Source organism: Nocardia sp. NPDC058666 (genome assembly GCF_042714895.1).
Lineage (GTDB): Bacteria > Actinomycetota > Actinomycetes > Mycobacteriales > Mycobacteriaceae > Nocardia.
On sequence record NZ_JBHXRY010000073.1, the window covers coordinates 1 to 532 of the forward strand.

The following is a 532-nucleotide window of genomic DNA, read 5'->3' on the forward strand; positions in this document are numbered from 1 at the left end:
CATGCGCTACCTGCCCTACAACGGCGGCGGCATCGTCCCCGCCGGGCTCCTGCGGCGCGGCGGCCGCCCGCGCGTCGCCGTCACCCTGGGCACCGTCCTGGCCGAGCTGGACGGCGTCCGCGCCATCGTCCGCCTGATCGAGGCCGCCGCATTGGTGGACGCCGAGTTCCTGCTCGCCGTCGGCGGAGCCGACCTCGGCCCGCTGGGCACCCTCCCGGACAATGTCCGCCCGCTGCCCTGGGTGCCGCTCGCCGAACTGCTGACCGCCTCCGACGCGCTGATCCACCACGGCGGATCCGGCACCCTGCTCACCGCCCTGCAGGCCGGCCTGCCCCAGCTGCTGCTTCCCCAGGGCGCCGACCACTTCACCAACGCCGACGCCCTCACCGCCACCGGCGCCGCCCTGCGCTCCGCCTCCGACGACGTCGACGCCCCGCTGTTGACCCGGCTCATCACCGACCCGGCCCTGCGCGAGGCGGCCGCCCGCCTCCGGGAGCAGAACGCGGCCCTGCCCACCCCGGCCGAGACGGTC

At 76.7% G+C, this 532-nt stretch carries 1 protein-coding gene; it reads left to right on the forward strand.

The window, feature by feature from the left end; translation table 11 throughout:
• On the forward strand, positions 1-532 hold a 532-nt coding region (locus tag ACFWVD_RS28540; protein ID WP_379247987.1), incomplete at both ends, for a nucleotide disphospho-sugar-binding domain-containing protein.